Origin of the sequence: Rhodocyclus gracilis, from assembly GCF_009617575.1 — a bacterium.
Taxonomy (GTDB): Bacteria; Pseudomonadota; Gammaproteobacteria; order Burkholderiales; family Rhodocyclaceae; genus Rhodocyclus; species Rhodocyclus gracilis.
This window is the reverse complement of the sequence record NZ_WIXJ01000001.1, coordinates 670662-689195: the sequence shown is the minus strand read 5'-3', so window position 1 is coordinate 689195 and position 18534 is coordinate 670662. Positions and strand designations below refer to the sequence as shown.

Annotated in this window: 18 protein-coding genes and 1 tRNA gene; 3 read left to right on the top strand and 16 right to left on the bottom strand. The window is 59.7% G+C overall.

All coding sequences use genetic code 11. The features are described 5' to 3' along the window. The 8 genes from GHK24_RS03045 to rpsU all read right to left on the bottom strand — a co-directional run. Window positions 1-153, bottom strand: a 153-nt coding sequence (locus tag GHK24_RS03045) for a transposase (RefSeq protein ID WP_153468719.1), incomplete at its 3' end; no start/stop codon positions are given. Window positions 154-287: 134 nt separating this feature from the next. After that, window positions 288-2999 (bottom strand): DEAD/DEAH box helicase, encoded by a 2712-nt coding sequence (locus GHK24_RS03040; RefSeq protein ID WP_153468715.1) that lies wholly within the window; start codon window positions 2997-2999, stop codon window positions 288-290. A gap of 11 nt (window positions 3000-3010) precedes the next feature. Next, window positions 3011-4783 carry a site-specific DNA-methyltransferase gene (locus tag GHK24_RS03035; protein WP_228384488.1) on the bottom strand — a complete coding sequence of 591 codons (1773 nt, stop codon included), beginning with the start codon at window positions 4781-4783 and terminating at the stop codon, window positions 3011-3013. A gap of 109 nt (window positions 4784-4892) precedes the next feature. Next, window positions 4893-4972: transfer RNA gene (locus tag GHK24_RS03030), tRNA-Ile, on the bottom strand. Window positions 4973-5142: 170 nt separating this feature from the next. Continuing rightward, window positions 5143-7107 (bottom strand): RNA polymerase sigma factor RpoD, encoded by a 1965-nt coding sequence (gene rpoD, locus GHK24_RS03025; RefSeq protein WP_153468712.1) that lies wholly within the window; start codon window positions 7105-7107, stop codon window positions 5143-5145. Window positions 7108-7178: 71 nt separating this feature from the next. Further along, window positions 7179-8933, bottom strand: coding sequence for a DNA primase (gene dnaG / locus GHK24_RS03020; RefSeq protein ID WP_340666081.1), 1755 nt, complete (start codon window positions 8931-8933; stop codon window positions 7179-7181). A 37-nt stretch (window positions 8934-8970) separates the two neighbouring features. Continuing rightward, window positions 8971-9420 carry a GatB/YqeY domain-containing protein gene (locus GHK24_RS03015; RefSeq protein WP_153468709.1) on the bottom strand — a complete coding sequence of 150 codons (450 nt, stop codon included), beginning with the start codon at window positions 9418-9420 and terminating at the stop codon, window positions 8971-8973. Between the two features lie 186 nt (window positions 9421-9606). Next, window positions 9607-9819: a 30S ribosomal protein S21 gene (rpsU, locus tag GHK24_RS03010; protein ID WP_153468706.1), complete on the bottom strand. Its 213-nt coding sequence runs from the start codon at window positions 9817-9819 to the stop codon at window positions 9607-9609. A gap of 326 nt (window positions 9820-10145) precedes the next feature. On the opposite strand from rpsU, the gene tsaD reads away from it, so the two are divergent. Then, window positions 10146-11180 carry a tRNA (adenosine(37)-N6)-threonylcarbamoyltransferase complex transferase subunit TsaD gene (tsaD, locus tag GHK24_RS03005; RefSeq protein WP_153468703.1) on the top strand — a complete coding sequence of 345 codons (1035 nt, stop codon included), beginning with the start codon at window positions 10146-10148 and terminating at the stop codon, window positions 11178-11180. 72 nt (window positions 11181-11252) lie between these two features. Here tsaD and plsY read toward each other — a convergent pair whose 3' ends face one another. Further along, on the bottom strand, window positions 11253-11894 hold the full coding sequence (plsY, locus tag GHK24_RS03000) for a glycerol-3-phosphate 1-O-acyltransferase PlsY (protein WP_153468700.1): 642 nt from the start codon (window positions 11892-11894) through the stop codon (window positions 11253-11255). Window positions 11895-12041: 147 nt separating this feature from the next. Between plsY and GHK24_RS02995 the strand changes: the two genes are divergently transcribed. Beyond that, a complete protein-coding gene (locus GHK24_RS02995; RefSeq protein WP_153468697.1) occupies window positions 12042-12398 on the top strand; it encodes a dihydroneopterin aldolase in 357 nt (118 codons plus the stop codon). A gap of 30 nt (window positions 12399-12428) precedes the next feature. Here the strand turns inward: GHK24_RS02995 and ybaK are convergent, their stop codons facing one another. The 5 genes from ybaK to GHK24_RS02970 all read right to left on the bottom strand — a co-directional run bounded on the left by ybaK (window position 12429) and on the right by GHK24_RS02970 (window position 16357). Beyond that, a complete protein-coding gene (ybaK, locus tag GHK24_RS02990; protein ID WP_153468694.1) occupies window positions 12429-12917 on the bottom strand; it encodes a Cys-tRNA(Pro) deacylase in 489 nt (162 codons plus the stop codon). Between the two features lie 27 nt (window positions 12918-12944). Beyond that, window positions 12945-13907 (bottom strand): site-specific tyrosine recombinase XerD, encoded by a 963-nt coding sequence (xerD, locus tag GHK24_RS02985; protein ID WP_153468691.1) that lies wholly within the window; start codon window positions 13905-13907, stop codon window positions 12945-12947. Then, complete coding sequence (locus GHK24_RS02980) at window positions 13891-14412, bottom strand: methylated-DNA--[protein]-cysteine S-methyltransferase (RefSeq protein WP_153468688.1); 522 nt, start codon at window positions 14410-14412, stop codon at window positions 13891-13893. The genes xerD and GHK24_RS02980 overlap by 17 nt, the downstream gene beginning before the upstream one ends. 28 nt (window positions 14413-14440) lie before the next feature. Next, on the bottom strand, window positions 14441-15034 hold the full coding sequence (locus tag GHK24_RS02975; protein ID WP_209022531.1) for a chalcone isomerase family protein: 594 nt from the start codon (window positions 15032-15034) through the stop codon (window positions 14441-14443). A 66-nt stretch (window positions 15035-15100) separates the two neighbouring features. Further along, entirely contained in the window at window positions 15101-16357 is a 1257-nt protein-coding gene (locus tag GHK24_RS02970) for a glutamate-5-semialdehyde dehydrogenase (RefSeq protein WP_153468682.1), read from the bottom strand. 212 nt (window positions 16358-16569) lie between these two features. On the opposite strand from GHK24_RS02970, the gene GHK24_RS02965 reads away from it, so the two are divergent. Beyond that, window positions 16570-16896 carry a hypothetical protein gene (locus tag GHK24_RS02965; protein ID WP_153468679.1) on the top strand — a complete coding sequence of 109 codons (327 nt, stop codon included), beginning with the start codon at window positions 16570-16572 and terminating at the stop codon, window positions 16894-16896. Window positions 16897-16953: 57 nt separating this feature from the next. Here GHK24_RS02965 and holA read toward each other — a convergent pair whose 3' ends face one another. Together holA and GHK24_RS02955 are read right to left on the bottom strand one after the other, a co-directional pair. Next, window positions 16954-17973, bottom strand: a complete 1020-nt coding sequence (holA, locus tag GHK24_RS02960) for a DNA polymerase III subunit delta (protein ID WP_153468676.1) — start codon at window positions 17971-17973, stop codon at window positions 16954-16956. Between the two features lie 32 nt (window positions 17974-18005). Beyond that, window positions 18006-18521 carry an LPS-assembly lipoprotein LptE gene (locus GHK24_RS02955; RefSeq protein ID WP_153468673.1) on the bottom strand — a complete coding sequence of 172 codons (516 nt, stop codon included), beginning with the start codon at window positions 18519-18521 and terminating at the stop codon, window positions 18006-18008. Window positions 18522-18534: the final 13 nt, after the last annotated feature.

The window sequence follows — 18534 nt, the reverse complement described above, 5'->3', positions numbered from 1 at the left end:
CTCGTCGGCATCCAGGACGCCGTACTGCTTGCGCCAGCTGTAGATCGTCTGCTCGCTGATGCCGTGCTTCTTCGCAACCTCCGCGACCGGCGCCTTGTCCGCTTCGCGCAGGATCGTCACCATTTGGGCTTCGCTGAATCGACTCTTCCTCATGACTTCCTCTCTTCAAGGAAGCCATCCTCTCAAGTTTTAGATGGTCCGAAAATCTCCGGGCAGGTCAATGATTCCCCCTTTTTTAAGGTTGTAAAAAAGCACCCGAAGGTGCTTTCAATTTTTATCTACTCCACTTACAGAGCCTCAATCAGCTTCAGAACATCACCAGTGGTGTGAGCCCCTTCAATCGGGTTGCTCTCAAATACCATCATGTAGTGATAGCGGTAGCCTGTTTCATGTGCGATTTGGTTAGCCTGAGACTCCCAAATCTTGCCAAGTTTCAGCTTGTCCTTGGAGTCTGAGTTATCTCTATCGTCACCCTTCGTTTCCACCACAATGATGTTCTTGCTCTCAGTGAGAACAACAAAATCAGGGTAATGGTTCAAGAACCCATTGATGACGAAACCCTTACCCCGCTCAAGGTTCCTGTGCCACCAGATGATGTTTTCCAGTTCCGCAACACCACGAATGACCTTGCTTTCAAGATTGTTCACACTGCCTTCAGTGACATACAGACTCTTGCTGATAGCAGGTGCATTGTCACTTGGTGCAATCGTCGCCGGCAGTGAGAAGGATGGACGAAGCTTAATCTTCTGAGTGGTTAGCCAGTTGCCAAATTCCTTTGCAGCATACTCATTGGCAAGACCCTGGATCTTGTCTTTGATGAGCTTGACATAGGCATAGTCTCGTTCAAGGCAATCAGCACGTTGATCAGCACTCATGGCCTCAACGATTCGCTTCAGGTAATGCTTCACATCGTTGTCTTCAATCGGGTAGAAGGTGTTCTTCCCAATCAGACCAAACAAGCGACCAACGATAGATGTAATCTGGCCCGAAGTGGGCTGACTCTTGATGATGCTGTTCAGCTTTTCCTTCTCAGCCTTCTTCACAACGGTGAATGATGGAGCACTTTCACCGTTGCCAATCTCTTCAGCGTCCACCTTGTAAACATCAGATTCAATGGCAGTGAAGTTGATGGTTGCATCAAGGTTCGCAAGCACAAAGTTGGACAGCAGGTTTTCTTTAGCCAGCTTGTGCCACTCATCACCACTGTCAAAGAATCCACCATCAGAAGGCAGCTTGATGAAGAACTGAGGTAACTCAATCGCCTTTGCCGATGCTTCAAAAATCGGCTTCATCTTGTGCTCATTCATATGGGCCTTCAGTTCTTCAGGAACAGATTCACCACTCGTAGCATTGGCCTGTTCTTCAAATTCTTTCGCTTGTTCTACAGCCTGATTCTTGATGGCTTCAACACCTGTAGTGTCACCTTCCGTTGAAGCTGGCTGTGTGCCATTTGTGGCTGTAGCAGCTTGCTCTACAGCTTGTTGTTCCCAATCAGGATTGAGCTTGCTCTTCTCAATTTCGAGATCCTGGCCATCACCCGTTTCAGCAGGTTTTTCCTCACCAGTTTGACCAGTAAGGTCGAACTCTTTTTGATCAGGTGTCGGGGTAGGTGTTGGTTCTGGCTCAACCGTAGACAGGTCAAATTCTCTGTAATCTTTCTTGGAGAAACCAGCCTTGTTCAGACCTGCAACCACTTGACTCAAGGTGTTCTGGAAGTGGCTGGACGAGGTGAACACATAGCTCAGATTCAAGAGTTCAGTACTGTGCTTTCTGGTGTATGGCATGCGAAGCACACGACCCAAGATCTGAGTCACATCCACCACAGATGACTTATTCGCCAGTGTCGCTAGCACATAAGCAAAAGGACAATCCCATCCTTCTTTCAGTGCATTGACTGTGATGATGTATCGCACATCACAATCACGGCTCATCAAATCAACATTTTTCAACTCGTTGATGTTGGCCGTCTTGATAGCAATGTGTTCTGGTGGAATGTTCAAATCCAGCAGAATTTCACGCACCTTCTCAAAGGTAGTGGTGTCATCCTTGTTCTTCGGTTCAGCCTGGAACAGCACGATCGGACGAATGTAGCCACCACCTTTTTCTTCTGCTTTCTTAGCGAACTCTTCCAACTGGCGCCGCATGTTTAACGCTGCCATGATCACATCTTCTTGGCTTCGTTGATTGGCAACAATCACAGGAAGCTTGAGCATGTTTTGCTTCTTGAGTCGCAAGGCATCTACATAGCTGATGATGTTGCTGTTATCCCTCGGGGTAGCAGTCAGGTCAAAAATGAAGCTCGGATTGAGGTTGCGAAGCATGTCCACAGACAGAGTGCTTTCAGCATTGTGGCTCTCATCCACGACCACAATCGGCTTGAGGGTCCGCATGACATTGATGAGTGCTGAAGGGTCTGTTCCTTCCAGTGGCTCAACAACTTCACTGTCATCATTCAAGAACGAAGCTAGATAGCCATTCTCTTGAAAGGCTTTACGGTTCTCTTTGTTGGTGGCCTTCAACGAGTCAAACGACATCACCACCACAGAAAGCTGTTCCTTCACGGTGTCAGCATTGAAGCCTGCCCCCTGAAGCACATCAGCCTTCTCATAAATCTGTACACGACCACTGAACAAGTCATTCAACCGCTGGCGGTATGGATGATCGATGTTGGACAGGTTCTTAACTGTCTGTTCAAGGATGGTCAAAGAAGGCACCAGCCACACTACGAACTTAGGCCGTGTCGGGTTGTATTCAGAAAATGCAGAAAAGATTCTGTCCAAGGCATTCACTGCAATGAAGGTTTTCCCACCCGCAGTAGGAACCTTCACACATACATGTGGCACTTCCTTGATGTTGTTCTTGTAGGCTTGATTAAGAACACCACGTTCCTTCCAATACTGGTTGAAAGCATTGGGAAGATGGCCCTTGCACTCAAGCAGGGTTTCCAAGTATTTGCTGAGGTCCGTCAGAACATCAGCTTGATAGTCTTTGAGTTCCATATTTATTCTTCTTAGAACCGTGTGATGTCACGTGGAATACGCTTGAAGGTAATCCCATGCTTGTAAAGGAAGTCTCTATCCAGAGCACATTTATCTGCATAAATCACAAACTGTTCAGGTCTGGAAGGCAAATTCTTGATATTCAATGTTCCAAGAAAATCAATATCAAGTGTCGTCACCCGATCCTTCTCATAGTAGAAAACACACAAAGCAGAATCTGTTGAACCCAAAGCATATTGGCTCACAGCATTCTCTGTATCCCACCGTTGTTCAGTGGGGATGTTTTCTGTGTACGCTACATAGCCCCTGATAGCTTCGGCGCCTACTTCTTCATTGAGGTTCTTATCCTCTCTGAAGAGAGCGGTTCCAACGGTGTAGAACTCAAAGCCACCACCCAAACCTGCCACAGATTTTTTGGCTTCACCATAACCATTGATGACACGGCGGACCCGTTCAGCAGTAAGGGTATCTGCATAGTCCATCATTTCACACAAGATGAACCGACGATTGCCACCATCTTGTGCATTGAGATTCAGGACGGCATGTGCAGTTGTGCCACTACCAGCAAAAGAATCAAGGATGACAGAATTTGGTCCTGCCACCATCTCAAAAAACTTTTGAACGATAGTCTCATCTTTTGGATACTCAAATTTCCCTGCACCAATGATTGAGGCAAGTCTTTCAGAAGCCGAACGAGTGGGCTGATAGAACACACTTTGAGGTGTTGCTGTGTCTGTTTCGTGGAAATATCGTCTGATCATGATGGTCGTTTCAGTCACAAAACTGACTCTGCCCTCATCAACCATCTGATTGAATGTTGCTTGGTCAAATGCCCATCCTCTGTTTGCACGAAGAGGAATGACATTTCCATTCTTTGGGTTTATTAGCTCAAATTTGCGGCCACCGGGTGCAGTTGGGTCATCCTCTTTATATGCACCTCTTTTGTCGATGTACCTGAATCTTCTATGTGCAAAACACTCATTGGCTTTGTTCGCACGAAACCAGCCTGCTAACTCTTCTGATGCAGTTTCGTAATCCTCACCATGCTTCTTCTTGAGTCGTGCAACCTCTTTCAGAACAGGCTCTGCTGCATCCTTTGCAATGTTCCATTCTTTAGCAATTTTTGACTTGTTTTGGGCATACAGAATCACATACTCATGATTCACCCCAATTTGACTAGCCGTGTTTTTGAAAGCACCTTCCCAAATCATCTCCGCAATGAAGTTGCCACGGCCAAAAATTTCATCCATCAACAACCGCAGATTAGCAACCTCGTTGTCATCAATGGAAACAAAGATAACCCCATCATCAGCCAACAAACGATGAAGCATCTTCAGGCGCGGATACATCATGCACAGCCACTTATCGTGTCTACTTAAGTCTTCGCCTTCTTTACCAACAACCTGACCAAGCCACTTCTTGATCTTGGGATCATTCACATTGTCGTTGTACACCCAGCCTTCATTGCCAGTGTTGTAAGGTGGGTCAATGTAGATGCAATTCACCTTGCCTTCAAACTCAGGAAGAAGGCTCTTCAAGGCTTCTAGATTGTCGCCATGAATGATTTTGTTGTTCGTGGAATTGGCAGGCGTACCTTCATTCCCCGCAAAGCTGTACTTCTTATCCAGCAAACGGAAAGGCACTTCGTGGTGATGATTTACCACCTTGTTTTTTCCGACCCAATGAAGTGTAGGCATGTTCTTATCTTTTTCTGATTCACTGGCATCTAAGCCAGCTACATGTTTCCTGAATTTTGTTGTCTCTATTTTTACTAGCTTCTTCATCTTTGTTCCATAGGATAACTTCTTCTTGGAACTTCAACACCCCTTGCCCCACACCAACCATCACAACAGCCGAAAAAAAAGCCACTTCAATGAGTGGCTTTTAGATGTTTGGTGGGCCCCCTCGGAGTCGAACCGAGCACCAATCGATTATGAGTCGACTGCTCTAACCTAAGCATGAGCTAGGGGCCCTGTGAAATTTTTACGACTTTTGTAGCCTATGCGTAGCCTACTTTGTTTTTAGAACCCTAAAAAATCTTATAACTCTTTGAATTTATTAAGAATCAACAAAAACAACCAAACGCTTATGAGTCCTCTGCTCTAACCAACTGAGCTACAGGCCCGGAAAACCTGCCACCGGGTCAGTTGCCGCTGTCGAGGAAGCTGCGCAGCTTTTCCGAACGCGACGGATGGCGCAGCTTGCGCAGTGCCTTGGCCTCGATCTGGCGGATGCGCTCGCGCGTCACGTCGAATTGCTTGCCGACTTCTTCCAGCGTGTGGTCGGTGTTCATTTCGATACCGAAGCGCATGCGCAGCACCTTGGCTTCGCGCGGCGTGAGCGTGTCGAGCACGTCCTTGGTGATGAAGCGCAGGCTGGAATACAGCGCCGCGTCGGTCGGTGCCAGTGTCGACTGGTCTTCCATGAAGTCGCCAAGGTGCGAGTCGTCGTCGTCGCCGATCGGCGTTTCCATCGAGATCGGTTCCTTGCTGATCTTGAGGATCTTGCGGATCTTCTCTTCCGGCATCTCCATCTTCTTGGCCAGCGTTGCCGGATCGGGTTCGAGACCCGTTTCCTGCAGGATCTGCCGCGAGATGCGGTTCATCTTGTTGATCGTCTCGATCATGTGTACCGGGATGCGGATGGTGCGCGCCTGGTCGGCGATCGAGCGCGTGATCGCCTGACGGATCCACCACGTCGCGTAGGTCGAGAACTTGTAGCCGCGACGGTATTCGAACTTGTCGACGGCCTTCATCAGGCCGATGTTGCCTTCCTGGATCAGGTCGAGGAACTGCAGGCCGCGGTTGGTGTATTTCTTGGCAATCGAGATGACCAGACGCAGGTTAGCTTCGGTCATCTCGCGCTTGGCGCGGCGGGCCTTGGCTTCGCCGGTCGACATCTGCTTGTTGATGTCCTTCAGTTCCTTGAGCGGGATGCCGATGCGGTCCTGCAGCGCGGCGAGCTTCTTTTGCTCTTCGACGACGTTCGGTGCGTTGCGCGTCAGGATCGGGCCGTAGCTGCGCGAGGCAGCGGCGATTTCACCTTCCACCCAGGCGAGGTTGAGTTCGTTGCCGGGGAAGGATTTGATGAAGTGCTGACGCGGCATGCGCACTTTATCGACGCAGATTCGCTGGATGCTGCGTTCGCAGCCACGCGCTTCTTCGACCATGGCGCGCACGGAGTCGCACAGGCGTTCGATGGTCTTCGACGTGAAGCGGATGTTCATCATCTCGTCGGAGATCTGCTGCTGCAGCTTGAGGTAGGTCTTGTCCTGCGAGCCCTTCTTCACCAGCGCGCTGTGCGCCTTGGTGTAGAGCGCCTTGATGTTGGCGAAACGCTCGAGTGCTTCGGTTTTCAGTTGCAGGAGCGACGCCGACGCGGCAGCGGCTTCTCCGCCTTCCTCGTCTTCGGACTCGTCGTCGCTCTCTTCGACCTCTTCTTCCGGCTCCTCGACTTCGCCGGGGCCGGCGTCGGCGTTGAGGTCGACCAGGCCATCGATCAGTTCGTCGATGCGCATTTCGTCGCGGCCGATCTTGTCGACGGCGTCGAGAATCTCTGCAATGGTCGTCGGGCAGGCGGAAATCGCCTGGATCATGTGCTTCAGGCCGTCTTCGATGCGCTTGGCAATCTCGATCTCGCCCTCGCGCGTCAGCAGTTCGACCGAGCCCATTTCACGCATGTACATGCGCACCGGATCGGTCGTGCGGCCGAATTCGGAGTCAACGGTCGACAGGGCTTGTTCAGCCTGTTCTTCCACGTCGGCATCATCGGCGCCGGCAGCGGGCGCGGCGTCGGACATGAGGAGGGTTTCGGCATCGGGCGCCTCGTCATAGACCTGGATGCCCATGTCGTTGAAGGTGCTGATGATGCTTTCGATCTGCTCGGCATCGACCACGTCGTCGGGGAGGTGGTCGTTGATTTCCGCGTAGGTCAGGTAGCCGCGTTCCTTGCCCTGCTTGATGAGGTTTCTCAGCCGCGTCTTGCGTGTTTCGGCGTCGACGGGCGACGGCGAGGAGCCGGCCTGCACGAGCAGGTCTGCGGCAGCCTTGGCTTTGGCCGATTTGGTCTTGACGTCTTTCGCTGGAGTCGCTGTCTTTTCCCTTGCCATGACCCTCTTCCCGGTTAGCGATATGTTGGAAAAACCGTAAATTTTATCACAACTTAGCGCTTTCTCGGCAGTCAGTCATCGGCAGCGGACGCAGGGGTGCGCACGCTGGCGGTGAGTGCTGCGATGTAGTCGCGCTTCTCTTCGTCGCTCAAGCCGCCGACGCCCAGTCGTTGGACTTTGGCTTGCAGCTCCGCGAAAGCACGCCGCTGCTCGCTCTCTTGCAGGCGAATCAGCGCGCCGTCAAATTCACGGTCAATGTCCTCTTCGGCGAACGGTCGCTCTATTAGTTCCGCGGCGGCGTCGCGCAGGACGTTCTCCTCGCTGCTGCCGCGCAGCCGTTCGAGCAGGGCGGCGCAGCCTGGAACGGCGTCGCCAGCATCGCGCACCAGCAGGCAGATTTGACGGACGGCGCGCGATTCGGCGCTGCTGTCCGAAAGTGCCGAGAGCGGAATGCGTTTCGCCAATTCCGGTTTGTGCAGCAGGAGTCCGAGCAGGGCGCGGGCGAGCGACGGGGCGCGCCGCGGGGCGCGGGCCGGTGCGGGCGGGGCGATGGGGCGCAGTTCGCACAGACGTTCGACTTCGGCTTGCGAAAAGCCGCTGGTCTCGGCGAGTCGTTTGACAATCTGTAGGCGCAGGATCGGCGTCTGCAGGCGCGCCAGAAGAGGCTTGGCGGCGGCGACGAGTTGCGCGCGGCCTTCGGCGCTGCCGAGATCGCACTGGGCGGAGAGTTCGCTAAGCAGGAAGTCGGAGAGCGGTGTGGCGGTGGCGACGAGGCGCTCGAATGCCGCCGCGCCGTTGGCTCGGACGAAGCTGTCGGGGTCGTCGGTTGGCGGGAGAAAGACGAAGCCGATGCTCTTTTGTACCGGCAGTGCTTCGAGGCTGTTTTCGAGGGCGCGCCAGGCGGCTTTGCGCCCGGCATTGTCGCCATCGAAGCAGTAAACGATGCGGTCGACCTGGCGCAACAGTTTCTGGACGTGTGTCGCCGTCGTGGCGGTGCCGAGCGTCGCCACGGCGTTGCCGACACCGTGCTGGGCGAGGGCGACGACGTCCATGTAGCCTTCGACGACGACTGCCGTGTTGGTTTCGCGCAGGGCGGCGCGCGCTTGCGGCAGGCCAAAGACTTCGCGGCCTTTTTCGAAGAGCGGCGTTTCCGGTGAGTTGAGATATTTTGGTTCGCCGTCGCCGAGGACGCGTCCGCCGAAAGCGATAACCTCGCCCTTGGCATTGGCGATCGGGAACATCACGCGGTCGCGAAAGCGGTCGTACAGGCGCCCCTGTTCGTTGCGAATGACGAGGCCAGCGCTTTGCAGGGCGGGGTCGTCGTAGTTGGCGAAAACGCCTTGCAGGCTTTGCCAGTCGTCAGGTGCGTAGCCAATGCTGAAACGGCGTGCCACTTCGCCGCTGACCCCGCGCGCTTTGAGGTAGGCGATGGCTTTTGGCGAGGTTTTGAGCGATTCGTAATAGAAGCGCGCGGCCCGCGCCATGATGTCGGAGAGCGCGGCGCTACGCGGTGCGTCGGCCGGGCGCCGATGATCGTCGGTCGGGACGGTCAGGCCGACGCGCTGGGCTAGGTCGTGTACGGCGTCGACGAAGCCCAGCCCGGAGTATTCCATCAGGAAGCCAATCGCCGTGCCGTGCGCGCCGCAGCCAAAGCAGTGATAGAACTGCTTTGTCGGGCTGACGGTGAACGAGGGCGATTTCTCGTTATGGAAGGGGCAGCAGGCCGCGAAATTGGCGCCGGCTTTCTTCAGCGGAACATGTGCGTCGATCAGGTCGACGATGTCGACGCGATGCAGCAGTTCCTGGATGAAGGATTCCGGGATCACGGAGCGGGTGGCTCGGCGAGGGAGGTGTGCCGGATGCTCAGGCGTTCGTCAGGCGCGCTTTGACGCGCTGCGAAACGGCGGCCATGTCGGCGCGGCCGGCAATGGTCGCTTTCAGTGTCGTCATTACGCGACCCATGTCGGCCGGACGACTGGCGCCCGTTGCGGCGATGGCTGTGGCGATGGCGGTGTCCAGTTCGGCGTCGGAGAGCGCGGCGGGCAGGTAGGCTTCGAGCAGGTCAGCTTCAAACTGTTCGGCGTCGGCGAGGTCGTTGCGGCCCGCGGCGCGGTACTGGCTGACCGACTCGCGGCGCTGTTTCAGCATGCGGCCGATGACGCCGATAACGGCATCGTCGTCGAGCGTGATGCGTTCATCGACTTCGCGCTGCTTGATGGCGGCGAGGAGTAGCCGGATCGCGCCGAGTCGTGCGGTTTCACGGGCGCGCAACGCCGACTTCATGTCGTCGCCGATTTGTTCTCTCAGAGTCATGGTCAGCCGTCTCTTAACGTGTGGGGTCGCCGGTGCGGCCGCCGCGCCACAGTGTTTTTTGCTGCTTCAAGCGATGAACTGCATCGTTCGAGCCCTGCGACGCTGCGTCTTGGTAAAACCGTCGGTATAAACACCAAAAGCCGCCCATCGTCAGACAGGCGGCTCAGGCGGTGAGGCAATGGACGCTTAGTACAGCTTCGGCGGCAGGAGCTGGCTGCGCATGCGCTTGTGGTGGCGCTTGACGGCAGCGGCCAGCTTGCGCTTGCGTTCAGCCGTGGGCTTCTCGTAGAACTCGCGGGCGCGCAGTTCGGTCAGCAGACCGGTTTTCTCGACGGTGCGCTTGAAGCGGCGGATCGCAACTTCAAACGGTTCATTTTCCTTGACGCGAATGGCGGGCATTGACTCAATCCTAGGTTCAGAATCCGGCAAATCCGTTCGGCACCTTCGACCATCGGGTCCGGCCAGCAGCGGAAGGCTGCGGGGATCGGGCGATGGCGCCGGCTCGGCGGGTTCGGTGATCTCAGCGAAGTCCCGTCAAACTCAGGCCGGGCCGGCGAGCGGTGATCGGTCAGAGGAAACGGCTTCAATAGAGCCGCGCATTATAGAGAAGACGTCGCGGAAATTCCAGTGTTTTTAATGGGGGTTTTTGATTTCGAAGCGCACTGTGGGCGCGTCGCGCGCAACGGCAGGCGGGGAGGGGGCTTGGGTGCGGTAGAATGCCGCCCATGCTTATCCTTGGCATCGAATCTTCCTGCGACGAAACCGGCGTCGCGCTCTATCGCTCCGACGATGGCGGCAGGCTTCTCGCGCATGCGCTGCATTCGCAGGTGGCGATGCATGAAGCCTATGGTGGCGTCGTGCCGGAACTGGCGTCGCGCGATCACATCCGGCGCATCTCGCCCTTGTTGCGGCAGGCGCTCGCGCAGAGCGGGTGCTCGCTTGCCGAGATCGATGCCATCGCTTACACGCAGGGGCCGGGGCTCGCGGGCGCTTTGCTCGTGGGCGCGGCGTTTGCTGAATCGCTGGCTATGGCGCTCGGTGTGCCGAGCGTGCCGGTGCATCACCTGGAAGGTCACCTGCTGTCGCCATTACTGTCGCGCACGCCGCCGCGTTTTCCGTTTGTCGCTTTGCTGGTGTCGGGTGGGCATACGCAGTTGATGCGCGTCGATGGCGTCGGACGTTACACGCTGCTGGGCGAAACGCTCGATGATGCGGCCGGCGAGGCTTTCGATAAGACCGCCAAACTGCTTGGCCTTGGTTATCCGGGCGGGCCAGCCTTGTCGGCCTTGGCGGAAAAGGGAACGCCGGGCGTTTTTCGCTTGCCGCGCCCGATGCTCAATTCCGGCGATCTCGATTTTTCTTTCAGTGGCCTGAAAACGGCCGTGCTCGTTCAAGTGCGCGAGCTGGGGGGAGAGTCAGCACTCGCCGAGACGCAACGGGCCGATATTGCGCAGGCTTTCCAGGCGGCGATTGTCGAGGTGCTGGTGAAGAAATCCAGCGCTGCCTTGCGCCTTGCCGGCCTCGATCAACTGGTGGTCGCTGGCGGCGTCGGCGCCAATCGCGAACTGCGTCGGCAACTCGACGCCCGGGCAAAGAAGACCGGCGCGACGGTGTATTACCCCGAGTTCGAGTTCTGCACCGACAACGGCGCCATGATCGCCCTGGCCGGCGCCCTGCGTTTGCAGGCGGGCACGCCCGGCAAGGCGGCGGGCAGCTTTGCCATTCGGCCGCGCTGGCCGCTGGCCGATCTGGTGGCGTAAAGCCGGGGCTTTATCGCCGCTGGTGGTTGGGCCTCTGGCCGTCCGTCAGCGCCTTCAGCGTACCGCCGTCGCTCAGGTCTTCTTGCCGCCGATTTTCGGCTCTGTGCCGGCGATGAGGCGTTGCAGGTTGTGGCGGTGTTTGACGATCAGCGCCAGCGCCATGACGCCGACGGTGATCGTCAGCTCGTCGGCACCGTGTAGCCAAAGCGTCAGTAGCGGCGCGCCGACGGCGGCGCAGATGGCAGCGAGCGACGAATAGCGCAAGACCAGCGCGATGCCGAGCCAGACGCCTAGCGTCGCCAGTCCGATGGCGGGCGACACCGCCAGCAGTGCGCCGGCCGCCGTGGCGACCCCTTTGCCGCCCTTGAATTTGAGGAAGATCGGGAAGAGGTGGCCGAAGAAGACTGCCAGCATGATGAGTCCGACGAGCAGTGGCGTCGCGCCGGAGTATGCCGCCAGCCAGACGGCGAACCAGCCTTTGAGGGCGTCGCCAAGCAGCGTGAGGATGGCCGCTGCCTTGTTGCCGCTGCGCAGGACGTTGGTGGCGCCGGGGTTGCCCGAGCCGTAGGTGCGCGGGTCGGCGAGGCCGAAGAGGCGGCTGCTGATGACTGCGAAAGGTACCGAACCGAGCAGATAGGCGGCGACGAGGGCGAGGGCGTCCGGTGGCGTCAGGCTTTGGAAGGTGGCAAGCGGTGCGGTCAGTTCGGCGGGCATGCGACTCTGGCTTAGAGGTTAGAATGGCGACCTTGCTGGCGCATCGCAGGGCGGTGCGCCACGGCTGGCGCCGCCTCCGGCGCTACGCGCAGGCACGACGACAGCATCGGTCGGCCCGCGATTCTAACCTCTCCGCCGCCCCGCTGCATGGACATCATTTTCATCGAAGAGCTCAGGCTCGCCGCCCACATCGGCATTTATCCGCGCGAAAAAGCGATGGCTCAGACCATCGAGTTGTCCTTGCAGATCGGCGTCTCGACGGCGAGTGCCGGTGCCAGCGACGATATCGGCGACACCATCGACTACGCAACGGTCGTCGCCCGCTTGCGTCAGGAACTGGCCGAGCGTCGCTTCAATCTCCTGGAAAAGCTCGCCGAATACATCGCCACGCTCCTCCTCGAAGATTTTGGCGCGGGCTGGGTGCGCGTCGCCATCGCCAAGCAGGGCGTCATCCGGGGCGTGCGGCGCGTCGGCGTCGTCATTGAGCGCGGCGCCCGCGTCTAGCGGCCAGGCGGCTGGCGCTGTTCAGGCGGCTCAGTCGCGTAGTGCCGCGTCGACTGGCGTTGCGGCGAGGACGCGCGTCAGTACCTCCGGCGCGAGGCAGACGAGAAAGCCGCGTTTGCCGCCGTTGATGTAGATCTGCGGCAAATCGAGGATGCTGCGTTCGACGAATACCGGCATCGCTTTCTTGGTACCGAAAGGACTGGTGCCGCCGACCAAATAGCCACTGTGGCGCTGCGCGACCTCGGGGGCGCAGGGCTCGATCTTTTTGCGGGCGATCTGGCGGGCAAGTTCTTTCGTCGAGACTTTGCAGTCGCCGTGCATCAGGACGATCAGCGGTTTGCCGTGTTCGTCTTCCATGACCAGTGTCTTGACGACGCAGTGCTCGTCGACGCCCAGTTCGCGTGCCGAGACGCGGGTGCCGCCGTGCGCTTCGTAGGCGTAGATGTGGCTGGAGAACTCGATACCCTGGCGATGCAGGAATTGCGTCGCGGGTGTTTCGGAAACGTGTTCTTTCTTCATGGTTTGCTGTGCGTCTGGGGATTCGCCTTAGCCGCGCGGGTGATGTTTGGCGTGCAGCGACTTCAGTCGCTCGCTGGCAATGTGCGTGTAAATCTGCGTGGTCGAAATATCGGCGTGGCCGAGGAGGAGTTGCACGACGCGCAGATCGGCGCCGTGATTGAGCAGGTGCGTGGCGAAGGCGTGGCGCAGGACGTGCGGCGACAGTCGCTCTTCGGCGATGCCGGCAATGCGGGCGTAGCGCTTGATCAGGTTCCAGAACTGCTGACGGGTCATGGCGCCGCCCCGCGCGGTGACGAAGAGGGCGTTGCTGCGTTGGCCGTTGAGGATGTCGGGGCGCGCTTCGGCGAGATAGCGGCGCAGCCAGTCGACGGCCTGTTCGCCGAGCGGCGCCAGGCGTTCTTTGGCGCCTTTGCCGAAAATTCGCACGACGCCCATGTCGAAACTCACCTCGTTCAGCGTCAGCCCGACGAGTTCGGAGACGCGCAGTCCGCTGGCGTAGATTGTCTCGATCATGGCGCGGTCGCGCAGGCCGAGGGGGGTGTCGACGTCGGGCGCGCCGAGCAGGGCATCGACCTGCGTTTCGCTGATGGCTTTCGGTAGTCGTCCGGGTTTCAGCGGTTGCGTGATCTGGAGTGTCGGGTCCTCGCCGATGCGGCCACGGGCGAGGAGAAAGCGGTAGTAGCGGCGCAGGCTGGAGACGTAGCGCGCTTGCGAGGCGGGGGCGACGCGGTGCGAGAGATCGGCGACGAAGCGCGTCAGGCGGGCTGCATCGGCTTGCGGCAGCAACGCGCGCGTGCTGCGCTCCTTCGCTGCGGGCGTTTCGTCACTGCGGGCAAGCCACAGCGCCAGTTGTTGCAGGTCGCTGCGATAGCTCGCCAGCGAGGCGCGGGCGAGGCCGTCTTCGAGCCACAAGGCATCGCAAAATGCGTCGATCTCTTCGCGGTCCGCCGGCGAGGGCGTCGACGCGTCCGGGTCAGCCTTGGTGCTCATGCTGCAAGAGCCAGCGTTTGACGTCGAGCAGGAAACCGCCTTCTGCGCGGGCGAACCCCCCAAGCCCCCCGTTGGCGGCGATGACGCGGTGGCACGGCACGATGATCGGCAGCGGATTGGCGCCGCAGGCCTGCCCCACCGCCCGCGCCGCGCTGTGCAGTTCGCTGGCGACGGCGCCATAGGTGCGCGTGTCGCCCCGCGGAATGGCGGCGATGGTGGCCCAGACGCGGTGCTGAAACGGCGTGCCGCGCGGTGCCAGCGGCAGGTCGAAGCGCACACGCGGATCGGCGAGCCAGGCCTTGAGCTGACGCGCACTCTCGGCGGCCAGATCGGCGCAGGCGGCAGGCGCCGTCACGTATGCACGGGGGGCGTCGAGAAAGTGAACGCCAACCAGCGCCGGGCGGCCGGGCTGGCCGTCGGCGTCGGGCAACTGTGCGCAGCGCAGGCCGAGCCAGAAGCACTCGGCGGGAACAATGGCGTGGAAGGGCAGCGGGGCGTGCGGCATCTGAGAAGCCTACGTGTTGTGTGCGACGTCAGCGTGTGCGCCCGAGCAGCGCTTGCTTGAGTTCGTCCTGAATCGGCTTGTGGCCGATCCATATTTTCAGCAAGGCGGTGTAGAAGTCTTCGCCGGCGATGTCGCGGCCACGCGTCTGGCCGTTGATCGTCAGGCGCGTGCCGCTTTCGGGTAGCCAGTCCAGCTGGACGACCGTACCGCTTTTCGCCTCGCCGACCGACAGCATGGCGTCGGCGAATTGTCGGGCGCGGTCTTTCAGGGCGGCGAGTTCGGCCGGGGTATGGTTTTCGGCAATGCCTTCGTTGAGCGCGTCGACGAATTGCTGCGCGGTGACATCACGCAACATCTGCACCGTGATGCGCTTGGCGCCGTGCGAGGCCAGCACGGCGTCGCCGTCGCTCTGCCGCGCCGGCAGATAGAGCGCCATCGCGTACACCTTGATGAAGAGCTTCTTGCGCATGCCGGCACCGTTGGCAACGAGGTCGCTGTTGCCCACGCGGGCGCGGTCGTCAAAATTGATGCCGCCGGCTTCGACGGCGTGCGCCGTCGGCAAGGTCAACAGTGTCAGTACTCCGAAAGAGCAGGCAGCGAGCAGGGAACGCAGGCGGTTCATCAGGGTGTCTCCTTTGGTTGAGTGGTGAGCCGTCTGTGCGGCTCTTTAGGTGGTGTGATGGGCGGCTCAGGCGCGCACGTGGCCGTCGCCGAGGACGATCCACTTCTCGCAGGTCAGACCGTTCAGGCCGACCGGGCCGCGTGCGTGAATCTTGTCGGTCGAGATGCCGATTTCGGCGCCGAGACCGTATTCGAAACCGTCGGCGAAGCGCGTCGACGCGTTGATCATCACCGACGCCGAGTCGACTTCGCGCAAAAAGCGCATGGCCTTCGGATGGTTGTCGGTGACGATGGCGTCGGTGTGATGCGACGAATACTGGTTGATGTGTGCGATCGCCTCGTCGATGTCGGCGACGACCTTGAGCGAGATGACCGGTGCCAGGAATTCGGCGTAGTAGTCGTCCTCGCTTGCCGGCACAGCATTGGCGACCAGCGCGCAGGTTTCGGCGCAGCCGCGGATCTCGACGCCCTTGTGCGTCAGCATCTGCGCAATCGGCGGCAGCAGCATGGCGGCGACCGAGCGGTCGACGAGCAGCGATTCGGTGGTGTTGCAGGTGCCGTAGCGCTGCGTCTTGGCGTTCTCGATGATTTTCAGCGCCTTGTTCGGGTCGGCTTCCTCTTCGAGGTAGACGTGGCAGTTGCCGTCGAGGTGCTGGATCATCGGCACGCGCGCTTCGGCCAAGAGGCGCGAAATCAGCCCCTTGCCACCGCGCGGGACGATCACGTCGACGTACTCGCGCATGGTGATCAGGTGGCCGACGGCGGCGCGGTCGGTGGTGTCGATCACCTGCACGGCGTCGGCCGGCAGCCCGGCGGCAGCGAGTCCTTCCTGCACCAGCGCGGCGATGGCGCGGTTGCAGCGGATCGCTTCCGAGCCGCCGCGTAGGATCGCGGCGTTGCCCGACTTCAGGCAGAGCGCCGCGGCGTCGGCGGTGACGTTCGGCCGCGCCTCGTAAATGATGCCGATGACGCCGAGCGGCACGCGCATGCGGCCGACCTGGATGCCGCTCGGGCGGTATTTCATGTCATTGATTTCACCGATCGGGTCGGCGAGTGTTGCGACTTGTTCGACGCCTTCGGCCATCTTGGCGACACCCTGGGCGGTGAGTGTCAGGCGGTCAAGCATTGCCGGCTCCAGTCCGGCGGCACGCGCGGCGGCGACATCCTCCGCGTTGGCAGCGAGCAGCGCGGCTGATTCGCGACGGAGGGCGGCGGCGATGGCCTTCAGCGCAGTGTTTTTGGCGCCGCTATCGGCGCGAGCCATGGCGCGCGACGCGGCGCGGGCGCGCTGGCCGACGCTCTGCATGTAGTGCTCAATATCCATGTAATTTTCTTTGACGGTAGGAGTGTGGCGAAGATCGTGCGGCAAGTGTCTGATTATCGGTGCTTGTGGCTGTCCTGTGAACCGTCGCTCAGCGGGCCTGCGGTGGCGGTTGTCGCGGCCTGTCAGCGAGCGTAGAAAAACCTTACGGAACCAAGCAAAAAGTTTACACTCCGACGTTCATAGCAATGCGAACAAGATACGGTTAATCATCCATGCAACGTAAACTCATTCTGCCCACTGAAGTAAAAGTGTGCGCAACATGCAGCTTCTGGGACGGTGAGCGCAAAGTGGATACCGAAATGCGGGTAGTGGTGGTCGACGAGCATTGCACCGGCGAGTGCCTGGTGCGCGAGTCGGGCTGCGCCAGCACGCAGGATGTCCGTGGTGTCGATGGTCGCGAGTGCGCCTGGGAATGCCTGGCGCCGGATACCTCCGAAGGTGAGGTCGTTGCCGCGCAGTCCGGGCGTGCGACCGATATTCCTGTCGCCAACGATGCCTCTGTCGCTGTGCCGCCGCTTTCTGCAGATCGTTCTTCCTAGCGTCAGCGGAAAACACTCATGCGGGTCAGTCGCCGGGCGACTGGCCCTTTTTGCGTTTTAGCGTCTGGCGGTGGCCGGGGCGGCGACCAGCAGGCCCAGGCGCAGGAATTCGTCCCACAGATTGCCGTTGCCAATACCCTTGATCAGGCGGTCGATACGCGCGGCATGCGTCAGACAGGCGGCTGCGCCCGTCGCGCCAACGCGGCGTAGCGCCTGCTTGATCAGCCCTTGTCGTGCGCCCCAGACGCGGGCGTCGCGGAGCAGTCCATCGAGCGTCTGCCCATTGGCGAGCCCGCTGTGAATCTGCGCGAGGGCGCGTATTTCTTCCGTTAGTGCCCAGAGAACGAGGGGCGGCGCTTCGCCCTCCTGGCGCAGGCCATCGAGAGTGCGCGTAAAGCGCGCGACATCGCCCGCAAGCATGGCGTCGCGCAGCGCATCGAGGTCGTAGCGCGCCACATCGAGGACAGCCTCACGAATCGCCTCGCGAGTGAGCGCGCCGGGCGGATGTAGCAGGGCGAGTTTCTGGATTTCCTGATGCGCGGCCAGTAGATTGCCTTCGACGCGTTCGGCGATGAAGGCGAGTCCCTCGGCGTCGGCGCTCTGGCCTTGCCGGCGCAGACGCGCGGCGATCCAGGCGGGCAGGTCGGCGAGCTTGGGCGCGTTGAGTTTGACGACGGCGCCGGCGTTGCCGAGGGCGGTCAGCCAGGCGGCTTTTTCGTCCTTCCAGTCGAGTTCGGGCAGTGTCACCAGCAGCAGGGCGTCCGGCGAGGGATGCTTGGCGTAGTCTTGTAGCGCGGCACCGCCCTCGCGGCCCGGCTTACCGTTGGGGATGCGCAGTTCGATCAGCGTGCGTCCGCCGAAGAGCGAGCGCGCACCCGCCGCGTGATGCAGTTGCGTCCAGTTGAAGCCGGCGAGCGCCGTCAGCACGGTGCGTTCGTCGAAGCCTTGCCGGCGCGCGGCGGCGCGGATGGCGTCCGAGGCTTCGATGACGAGCAGAGGGTCGTCACCATAAACGACGTACAGCGGGCGCAACTCGCCCGTGAGGTGCGTTGCCAGCCGTTCTCCGGGGATTTGCATGGGCCGTGTTTCGTCAGGGGGGGCGTGCTTGCTCAGTCGAACGTGTTGGCCGGCTGCGGCTTGACGGCGGCGAGGCGGCGCATCATCTGTTGCACCATGTCGTTTTGCATGTCGCGCCAGAGGAGGACTTCTTCCTGGTCCTTGGAAAGGACGTTGGAGTCGTCGTAGCTCATGTCGCGCGTCATTTCGATCTCGCCGGGCGGCACGAGGTTGCGTCCCTTGATGTCGACGACGCGGAAGTTGAAGCGGTAGCGCAGGCGAACTTCGCGCACGCGACCGGAGCCGGAGAGCGAGAGGATCACCTTTTCGCGGAATTCGCCGGTCGGCTGGAAGATGGCCTCGGCGTCTTCCGGCGTGTCGGTCAGACGCGTCGCACCCGAGGCGCGGATGGTGCGCTTGAGCCCGGCGCCCAGCTCCGAATAGTCGGGCAGCGCCAGATAGAGGCTCTCGTAAGGCAGCGTGTAGGCGCCGCGCAGCTGGAAGCCACAGCCGGCGAGCAGGGTCGCGGCGATGAGGAAGGCGGTGGCCGCCAGCGTACGGACGCGCATCGGGAGGCTCTTT

Bases quoted from the DNA above. Each gene is read 5' to 3' on its own strand.
- GHK24_RS03040 (WP_153468715.1), bottom strand. From the start codon at position 2,999: ATGGAACTCAAAGACTATCAAGCTGATGTTCTGACGGACCTCAGCAAA.
- GHK24_RS03035 (WP_228384488.1), bottom strand. From the start codon at position 4,783: ATGAAGAAGCTAGTAAAAATAGAGACAACAAAATTCAGGAAACATGTA.
- rpoD (WP_153468712.1), bottom strand. From the start codon at position 7,107: ATGGCAAGGGAAAAGACAGCGACTCCAGCGAAAGACGTCAAGACCAAA.
- GHK24_RS03015 (WP_153468709.1), bottom strand. From the start codon at position 9,420: ATGACTCTGAGAGAACAAATCGGCGACGACATGAAGTCGGCGTTGCGC.
- rpsU (WP_153468706.1), bottom strand. From the start codon at position 9,819: ATGCCCGCCATTCGCGTCAAGGAAAATGAACCGTTTGAAGTTGCGATC.
- tsaD (WP_153468703.1), top strand. From the start codon at position 10,146: ATGCTTATCCTTGGCATCGAATCTTCCTGCGACGAAACCGGCGTCGCG.
- plsY (WP_153468700.1), bottom strand. From the start codon at position 11,894: ATGCCCGCCGAACTGACCGCACCGCTTGCCACCTTCCAAAGCCTGACG.
- GHK24_RS02995 (WP_153468697.1), top strand. From the start codon at position 12,042: ATGGACATCATTTTCATCGAAGAGCTCAGGCTCGCCGCCCACATCGGC.
- ybaK (WP_153468694.1), bottom strand. From the start codon at position 12,917: ATGAAGAAAGAACACGTTTCCGAAACACCCGCGACGCAATTCCTGCAT.
- xerD (WP_153468691.1), bottom strand. From the start codon at position 13,907: ATGAGCACCAAGGCTGACCCGGACGCGTCGACGCCCTCGCCGGCGGAC.
- GHK24_RS02980 (WP_153468688.1), bottom strand. From the start codon at position 14,412: ATGCCGCACGCCCCGCTGCCCTTCCACGCCATTGTTCCCGCCGAGTGC.
- GHK24_RS02975 (WP_209022531.1), bottom strand. From the start codon at position 15,034: ATGAACCGCCTGCGTTCCCTGCTCGCTGCCTGCTCTTTCGGAGTACTG.
- GHK24_RS02970 (WP_153468682.1), bottom strand. From the start codon at position 16,357: ATGGATATTGAGCACTACATGCAGAGCGTCGGCCAGCGCGCCCGCGCC.
- GHK24_RS02965 (WP_153468679.1), top strand. From the start codon at position 16,570: ATGCAACGTAAACTCATTCTGCCCACTGAAGTAAAAGTGTGCGCAACA.
- holA (WP_153468676.1), bottom strand. From the start codon at position 17,973: ATGCAAATCCCCGGAGAACGGCTGGCAACGCACCTCACGGGCGAGTTG.
- GHK24_RS02955 (WP_153468673.1), bottom strand. From the start codon at position 18,521: ATGCGCGTCCGTACGCTGGCGGCCACCGCCTTCCTCATCGCCGCGACC.